9 protein-coding genes are annotated in these 7,407 nt (G+C 60.7%); 6 read left to right on the top strand and 3 right to left on the bottom strand.

The window, feature by feature from the left end; translation table 11 throughout:
• The 3 genes from ACESNB_RS08280 to ACESNB_RS08290 form a co-directional block, all read left to right on the top strand.
• Positions 1–459, top strand: a 459-nt coding sequence (locus ACESNB_RS08280) for an enoyl-CoA hydratase-related protein (protein ID WP_373006180.1), incomplete at its 5' end; no start/stop codon positions are given.
• Between the two features lie 6 nt (positions 460–465).
• A complete protein-coding gene (locus ACESNB_RS08285; protein ID WP_373006182.1) occupies positions 466–1,434 on the top strand; it encodes an alpha/beta fold hydrolase in 969 nt (322 codons plus the stop codon).
• Positions 1,435–1,484: 50 nt separating this feature from the next.
• On the top strand, positions 1,485–1,928 hold the full coding sequence (locus ACESNB_RS08290; protein ID WP_373006184.1) for a hotdog fold thioesterase: 444 nt from the start codon (positions 1,485–1,487) through the stop codon (positions 1,926–1,928).
• Between the two features lie 9 nt (positions 1,929–1,937).
• Here the strand turns inward: ACESNB_RS08290 and ACESNB_RS08295 are convergent, their stop codons facing one another.
• The gene (locus tag ACESNB_RS08295; RefSeq protein WP_373006186.1) at positions 1,938–3,185 is read right to left on the bottom strand and encodes an acyl-CoA dehydrogenase family protein; all 1,248 of its coding nucleotides are present in this window, start codon (positions 3,183–3,185) and stop codon (positions 1,938–1,940) included.
• Positions 3,186–3,226: 41 nt separating this feature from the next.
• On the opposite strand from ACESNB_RS08295, the gene ACESNB_RS08300 reads away from it, so the two are divergent.
• Positions 3,227–4,183: an enoyl-CoA hydratase-related protein gene (locus ACESNB_RS08300; RefSeq protein WP_373006188.1), complete on the top strand. Its 957-nt coding sequence runs from the start codon at positions 3,227–3,229 to the stop codon at positions 4,181–4,183.
• A gap of 17 nt (positions 4,184–4,200) precedes the next feature.
• On the opposite strand, the gene ACESNB_RS08305 is transcribed toward ACESNB_RS08300, so the two are convergent.
• Positions 4,201–4,686 carry a hypothetical protein gene (locus tag ACESNB_RS08305; RefSeq protein WP_373006190.1) on the bottom strand — a complete coding sequence of 162 codons (486 nt, stop codon included), beginning with the start codon at positions 4,684–4,686 and terminating at the stop codon, positions 4,201–4,203.
• A 55-nt stretch (positions 4,687–4,741) separates the two neighbouring features.
• On the opposite strand from ACESNB_RS08305, the gene ACESNB_RS08310 reads away from it, so the two are divergent.
• The gene (locus tag ACESNB_RS08310) at positions 4,742–4,999 is read left to right on the top strand and encodes a hypothetical protein (protein ID WP_373006192.1); all 258 of its coding nucleotides are present in this window, start codon (positions 4,742–4,744) and stop codon (positions 4,997–4,999) included.
• 8 nt (positions 5,000–5,007) lie between these two features.
• Here the strand turns inward: ACESNB_RS08310 and ACESNB_RS08315 are convergent, their stop codons facing one another.
• Positions 5,008–6,036: a glycosyltransferase family 2 protein gene (locus tag ACESNB_RS08315; protein WP_373006194.1), complete on the bottom strand. Its 1,029-nt coding sequence runs from the start codon at positions 6,034–6,036 to the stop codon at positions 5,008–5,010.
• Positions 6,037–6,168: 132 nt separating this feature from the next.
• On the opposite strand from ACESNB_RS08315, the gene ACESNB_RS08320 reads away from it, so the two are divergent.
• Positions 6,169–7,386: a glycosyltransferase family 2 protein gene (locus tag ACESNB_RS08320; protein WP_373006196.1), complete on the top strand. Its 1,218-nt coding sequence runs from the start codon at positions 6,169–6,171 to the stop codon at positions 7,384–7,386.
• Positions 7,387–7,407: the final 21 nt, after the last annotated feature.

A 7,407-nucleotide genomic window follows, 5' to 3' on the forward strand; every position in this document is an offset into this window, starting at 1 on the left:
AACCGTCGGGGCATCAACCCGGAAGCTGCCTCAAGCTGGTTCCTGCCACGCCTTGTCGGCATCCAGCAGGCGCTCGCATGGTGCTATTCGGGCCGCGTGTTCCCTGCTTCCGAAGCACTGTCCGGCGGCCTCGTGCTTTCCGTGCACCCGCAGGCCGAACTGCTCGACGTGGCCAAAGCCATGGCCCGCGAGATTGCCGATAATACGGCCGCCGTCTCCACTACGCTGACGCGTCAGATGATGTGGCGCATGCTGGGCGCCAGCCATCCGATGGAAGCGCATATCGTCGATTCCGCGGCCATCTATTCGCGCGGCAAGACGCCGGACGCCAAGGAAGGCGTGATGAGCTTCCTAGAGAAGCGCCAGCCGGTCTATCCGGTGAAAGTGTCTGACGGCATGCCGAACTTCTTCCCTTGGTGGGAAGATCCGGAATTCACCTGGATCGGCGGCAAGGACTAGCCCCACATGACGCCAGACCTCCAGCGCGTCGAGACGAACGGCATCCGGTTGCGCGTGGCGACAGCAGGCGACGGCCCGCTCGTCATCCTCGTGCATGGTTTCCCGGAGAGCTGGTATTCCTGGCGTCACCAGATCAAGGCTCTGTCGGAAGCAGGCTACCGCGTCGCGGCGCCCGACGTGCGCGGCTATGGCGGGTCAGACCGGCCTGAGGCCGTCGAAGCCTATGACATGGAAAGCCTGACCGGCGATATTGCCGGTCTTGCCCATGCTTTGTCACCGGGCGAGGAGGCCGTCGTGATCGGCCATGACTGGGGCTCACCGATTGCCTGGAACACGGCCCGGCTCCACGCGGACACGTTCCGCGCGGTGGCGGGTCTCTCCGTGCCCTACATCCCGCCAAACGAAATCGTGTTCATCGACGCGGTGCGCGCGGTCTTCACCGATCGTGGCCTGTTCTTCTACCAGGTCTATTTCCAGGATGAAGGCCCGCCTGAGGCGGAGCTGGAAAACGACCCGGCCGAAACGATCCGCAAATTCTACTATGCCATCTCCGGCGATGCGCCGGACGGCACATGGCCGACCGACAAGAAGCATGGCGACACGCTGCTCCACCGCCTGCCGGAGCCGCCCACGCCCTTGCCATGGCTATCAGCCGAGGATGTCGCCTATTACGACGCCCAGTTCCGCCAGTCCGGCTTTCGCGGCCCCCTCAACCGCTACCGCAACTGGCACCGCGACCATGCCTTTCTCACCGGCCATGCCGCCCCGATGACCATCGCCCAGCCCTCGCTCTATATCGGCGGCACGCGGGACCTCGTCCTGAAAATGTCGCCCGGCGACATGCTGGCCGCGATGAAGGAAAACCTGTCTGACCTGCGCGGCGCGACCCTGCTCGAAGGCTGCGGCCACTGGACCCAGCAGGAGCGCCCCGACGCGGTCAACGCCCTGCTGCTCGACTGGCTCGGCGGGCTTTAGGGCACCGCGCCGTCCCGCGCTCCTCCCGAAACAATCTGAAAGGCTCACGCATGTCCATCTGGCGGCAAACGCATATCGACCTCGACCAAATCACCGCCGCTCAGCAGGGCACGATGGGCGGCGCCCTCGGTATCACGCTGGTCAGCATCGGCGAGGATACGCTCACGGCGCGTATGCCAGTCGATCACCGCTCGCTGCAGCCGCACGGGCGCCTGCATGGCGGCGCCTCCGTTGCGCTGGCCGAGACGGTCGGCTCGATTGCGGCCAATCTCGCGCTCGATTCAGATGAGAGCGTCGGCGTTGGCCTCGAGATCAACGCAAACCATGTTCGTCCGGTGAAAGACGGTTTTGTCTACGCCACGGCCAAGGCCGAAGCGCTGGGCCGCACGACCCAGATATGGACCATCCGCATCACGGATGAATCCGACCGCCTCGTCTGCATCTGCCGATTCACCGTCGCCGTCATTTCGGCGCAGCGCGCCCGGCCCAGCTAGCGGCTCATCCTACCAGAGGCCGTGCTTCTGCACTTCGGCGCGCCCGACAACCATGTGATGCACTTCGTCCGGGCCGTCGGCATAGCGCAGGTGGCGCATGTCGGCATACATGCGAGCCAGCGGGAACCATTGTGACATGCCCGCCGCGCCGTGCATCTGCATGGCCTGGTCGATGATCAGGCAGACCTTCTCCGGCACCATGGCCTTCACAGCGCTGACATAGATGCGCGCTTCCTTGTTGCCCAATACGTCCATCGCCTTGGCGGCCTGCAGGACGGCCAGCCGCATCGCGTTGATCTCGATGCGCGCGCGCGAAATGACCTCGAGATTCTTGCCCAGCTTGGCGATCTTCTGGCCGAACGCGGTGCGCGTCCCGGCGCGCTTGACCATCATCTCCAGCGCCAGTTCGGCCTTGCCGATTGAGCGCATGCAATGGTGGATGCGGCCCGGGCCGAGGCGGACCTGCGAGATTTCGAATCCGCGGCCTTCGCCCAAAAGGATATTGTCTTTCGGCACGCGCACGTCTGTAAACTTCAGGTGCATGTGCCCGATCGGGGCATGGTCTTCGCCCATCACTTCCATGGCGCCGAGTATCTTCACGCCCGGTGTGTCCATTGGCACCAGGATTTGCGACTGCTGCTTGCTGGCCGGTGCGTCGGGGCTGGTCTTGACCATCACGATCATGATCTTGCAGCGCGGGTTGCCAGCGCCGGAAATGTAGAATTTCTCGCCATTGATGATCCACTCATCGCCGTCGAGCACAGCGCTGGTGCTGATATTCTTGGCGTCCGACGAGGCTACACCCGGCTCGGTCATGGCGTAGGCGGAGCGGATTTCGCCGGCCAGCAGCGGCTTCAGCCATTGTTCCTTCTGCGCCGGCGAGCCGACCCGTTCCAGTACTTCCATATTGCCCGTGTCGGGCGCGTTGCAGTTCATCGTCTCGGACCCATAAGGATGCTTGCCCAGCTCGGCGGCGATATAGGCATAGTCGAGATTGCTCAGGCCTTCGCCGGTGTCGGCATCCGGCAGGAAGAAGTTCCACAGGCCCGCTTCCTTGGCCTTGGTCTTGGCCGTTTCCATCAGCTCCAGCTGGCGCGGGTGCCACGTCCAACGGTCTTCCTTCTCCTCATTCAGCGCTTCGAATTCGTCGCGCCATGGGGCAACATTCTCTTCCAGGTGCTTCACCACGCGGGCCAGAAGCGGCTTGGCCTTTTCCGACATGCTGAGTTCGAACAGTTCGCTGTTGAGGTCCGTCATGGGTTTCCATCCTGCTGTTTCTTGATTTCGCTGGCCTCACCATGCGGGCTTTTCCGGAGCGGGGCAATGCACCGGCCGGGGCCCTGACGCAGGGGCAATTTCCGGCGGCGTTGGACTTCTGCAACCAGACCGCCAATAGTTGCGGTGCGCGGCATGCGGCGGAAGAGGAGCGGGCCATGGAGCTGAAGGCAACAGCGTACGATGTGGACGACCGGATCGCGACGATCACGCTGAACCGGCCCCACCGGGGCAACGCCTGGACCGGCCGCATGCATGCCGAATACCGCTACCTGCTGGGCGAGGCCGAAAGCGATCCCTCCGTCAGCCTGATCCTCGTCACCGGCAGCGGCGAGCGCTTCTGTGTCGGCGGCGACTCGCAGGCCCTCGATGGCCATTCCAAGTCAGGCGCCTATGACGCCGGCACGCCAGCCGACCTCGTCACCCCGGGCGACAAAGCCTTCGCGCCCTTTGCCGAAGACTTCGCCTATCATTTCGCCCTGTCCAAGCCCGTCATCGCCGCGATCAACGGTGCGGCGGCGGGCGCAGGCCTAGTGCTCGCCTGCTATGCTGATATCCGTTTCGCGGTGCCCGGCGCCAAGCTCACCACCGCGCACGGGCCCCTCAACCTGCCGGCCGAATACGGTCTGTCATGGCTGTTGCCGCGCCTGATCGGCGGGGCCCGCGCCATGGAACTGCTCCTGTCCAGCCGCAAGTTCCTGACAGACGAGGCCCATGCCATCGGCCTCGTCCATCGCCTCGTCGCGCCGGAACAGTTGCTTGCCGAGACGCGGGCCTATGCGCTGGACCTGATCGCACGGGTCTCCCCCGAAGCGCTGCGCCAGACCAAACGCCAGACCTATCTCGACTTCCACCGCGACGTCGGCGCCTCGGTCCGCGATGCGAATGTCCTGATGAACGAAATGGTCAAACAGCCCGACTACAAGGAAGCCATCTCCGCCTTCCTCGGCAAGCGACTGGCTGAATGGTCCGGGCAATGAGCAACTGGATCAGGGCCTCAGGCGCCCTGCGTTTCTGTCGAAACGATCAGCCGGTCAACCAGTGCGCAGAAGGCCGGGTTGGGCGCGAAATAAGTGATCCGCACCTCCGCCCACCAGGCGCGCGCCCGTGGCGAGGCCATGTACTGCCGGATCGTGGATTTTGTCCTTGGGGTTGTGATGCTCTCCACGTATCCCCGCGTTGTCATCATTGTCGCCATTTCGAGCGTGACGAGCAGGCTGTTCATGGACAGCGAAAAGCGCAGCATTTCGGCGTCACTCAATGGTGCATTCGTGTACAGGGCGCGATGCATGAAATCGGCCGCTTCCGGCGAACTGAAAAGCGCCTGCTGCAGGTAGGTCGCTTCGGTGGCCATCGATCGCGTGATTTCCGCCCGCGCCAGCGTGTCGGCGCGCCGCATCTGCACGATCAGCGCCACCAGCGTGCCAAGGATCGCAATGACCGCGATCGTCTGGCCGATATAATAGATGCTTTCGAGCGTCACGCCATTCTCCCCTGATCAAGGCACCAGCTGTACGCGCAATGAGGGCGCAGGGCCAATGGCCATTTCGGGGATGGAGGTGCTTGCCGAGGCGCGGGACACCACGCTGCCGGATGGCGCAAAGGAGACATTCGATGCGCGCGAGTCCAACGACGGGTTTTGCCCGAAATTGCCGGTCGAAGCCAAACGGGCGAACGGCGGGTTTGCAGAAATGCGTACATTGGCAGCGTCAGAATGTCTTCGTTCCCAGCGAGCCATCTCACCTTTTTTTGCTGCTCGACAGCAGAAACGGCCTCCTCAAGCCCGGGTTTCCTGACAATGCCCCTATACCGACTTTGCGACGGCAGATGATATGGGAAGCGGCGAATTGTCGGGCTTAAGGAAGCGGATTGAAGCCGCAAAGGCGATCGTTTCACAGATTAAAGTCGTCAGAGTGACGGTGGCCCGCCAGCCTATTACTTTCTGCATTTTTTTGAAGGGGAAGACGTTACGACGATGGTCGCGCAGAAAAGTTCTTTGACGCCGGAATTCTGGAACAAGGTTCCATTTCTTGTAGAAGTATCGCTCCGCGTTCATACAGCGTGCGGAATTCCAGCGCAGGCAAAAATAGGGAATTTCCCGCCAAGTGAATTTCTTGGCAACAGCATAGACGACTACGGAGGCTGGCTCAAACCATATTGACCATCCCTGCTCGCGGGCTTTGAAGGCCAAGTCGATCTCATCAGTGAAGCCTACCAGATTGGGATCGAGCGGACCAATCTGCTCCAGCAGTTCGCGTCGGGCAAGCACGACATGAAATTCGGTGGCATCGGTTTCCTTGCGGACAAGCTCGCTTTTGCACTCCAGATATTGTTCATGTTCAAAGCAGTGGTGGCGGTACATATCCCGGCCATGACCTGTGTCGGTCAGCTGGACAATGCTGCCTGCATGATGAACCTTTAGATCGGGAATTAGGGCTTCCGGTCCGACAAGAATTGTTGGTGCGACCAAGCCAGCGCCGGTTTCTTCAGCACATTTTATCAAGGTGGATAACCAGCCCGGAGCGAAGGCGACATCGTTGTCAATAAAGACAACATACTTAGTATCCACCATGGGAAGGGCGGTGTTGCGGGCGTCGTTCGGAGTGATGTAACCGGGACGGCGGATGTAGACGTGATCCCGCTTCTCCACTTCATCCTTCAGTTCGTCAGCGATCGCTTTCGGCGAGCCTCCATCGACATAAATCATGCGGAAAGGCAGGTCAGCTGTATCAAAGCAGGCCTGCAGCGACATGGTAGCTTGCTCGAACCGTTCGCGCGGAGCTACAATGATGGTGACATCGGTTCGTTCAACATCAAAGAAGTCGGGGGTCATTCTGCCTGCATCCTCTAGTAACTGAACTGCCCTCCGAGCTGTTCAGCGAAATTCGTGCCCCGTCAACCTTGTCTGGTGCGGCATTGTTCATGCTCGAAGAGACGATCAAACTTCCACAGGAAAGACCAATCGTTGACCCAGTCGGCAACAATAATCTTACCAACCGTCTCGGTGATCTTGCCGACATTCAATCGATCCGGCTTGATCACGTCCAGTCTTGAGTCTGTACTCAGCCAATCCTATCCAATTGCAGAAATCGTGGTCGTGGATGATGGATCCAGCGATGATACCGAAGCGGTCGTCGCCAAATTCGGCAACAGAGTTCGCTATATTCGCCGGGAGAACGGCGGCAAGAATGCCGCGATCAATACAGGTCTTCGCCAAGTACATGGTGATCTTGTCTGGATCATGGACGATGATGATCTTGCCCCAGTAGATGCACTGGAAAAGCTGGTTTCTCCCTTCGCTGCGGATCCGTCAACGGCGATTAGCTACGGGGCGCTGCAGAAGTTCCGGGAAGACCTGGAGACTGGCGCGATGCGTTTTGAGCAGACGCATCGCTATCCTTCCGAGGATGAACGGTCATTTTTTATTCACGTCATGGAAGACTGTTTCATTACGGGCCAGCCCTGCGTGCTGGTGCGCCGCTCGTGCTATGACGCCATCTTCCCTCTGCCGGAAGATAGAGTCATCTCCGAGGACTATGCCGTGCTGCTCCTTTTGGCACGCAGGTGGCCCGCGACGCGCGTCGAGGGGGTAACTCTTTTTCAGCGCCAGCATGATGGTCCACGCGGACCTGCAAATATCCGCTATGCTGCCGATACTCGCAATGCGCGCTGGAGCGCTGCCGATACCGAATTGCTGCGCGAACTCCTGCCTGATGTCACCATGGGCGAACTCGTTAGCAGACCGGCATCCTCGGAGCCGGGAGACGCTCTGGAGCGACGGCAAGCATATTTTCAAAAAGCGACAGTTGCAGCGCGCAAGAAGCTCTGGCCGGAAGCGCTCCTTGCTTTGCTGGATGGCGCGCGCCAGGCCCCCGACGCCCCGCTCTGTGCAATGGATCAGCTCATTCTCAGCCGCATGCTGGGCTGCCGCTATGGACTTGATGAGCTGATTGCAGCGCCGGGAATTCTGAATGAGCTAAGCTCGGCTTTGGCTGGGCTAGGTGCGCGACGCGAGGCTATCGCGTGCATCGCTGAACCGCTGCCCTATCTTATCCGAAACCAGCTAGCGGAAAGGGATCTTCGCCGGGCGTGGTACTTGTTGCAATTCTACTGGCGCCTAACAGGCTGGCGCCAAGGCTCTTGGTTGTTGATAAATAAAGCCTGGCAAAAAATATTCGCGTGATGTCCGATGAATGCGACCTGG

Source organism: Hyphomonas sp., assembly GCF_041689225.1.
Taxonomy (GTDB): Bacteria; Pseudomonadota; Alphaproteobacteria; order Caulobacterales; family Hyphomonadaceae; genus Hyphomonas.

Bases quoted from the DNA above. Each gene is read 5' to 3' on its own strand.
- ACESNB_RS08285 (WP_373006182.1), top strand. From the start codon at position 466: ATGACGCCAGACCTCCAGCGCGTCGAGACGAACGGCATCCGGTTGCGC.
- ACESNB_RS08290 (WP_373006184.1), top strand. From the start codon at position 1,485: ATGTCCATCTGGCGGCAAACGCATATCGACCTCGACCAAATCACCGCC.
- ACESNB_RS08295 (WP_373006186.1), bottom strand. From the start codon at position 3,185: ATGACGGACCTCAACAGCGAACTGTTCGAACTCAGCATGTCGGAAAAG.
- ACESNB_RS08300 (WP_373006188.1), top strand. From the start codon at position 3,227: ATGCGGGCTTTTCCGGAGCGGGGCAATGCACCGGCCGGGGCCCTGACG.
- ACESNB_RS08310 (WP_373006192.1), top strand. From the start codon at position 4,742: ATGGCCATTTCGGGGATGGAGGTGCTTGCCGAGGCGCGGGACACCACG.
- ACESNB_RS08315 (WP_373006194.1), bottom strand. From the start codon at position 6,036: ATGACCCCCGACTTCTTTGATGTTGAACGAACCGATGTCACCATCATT.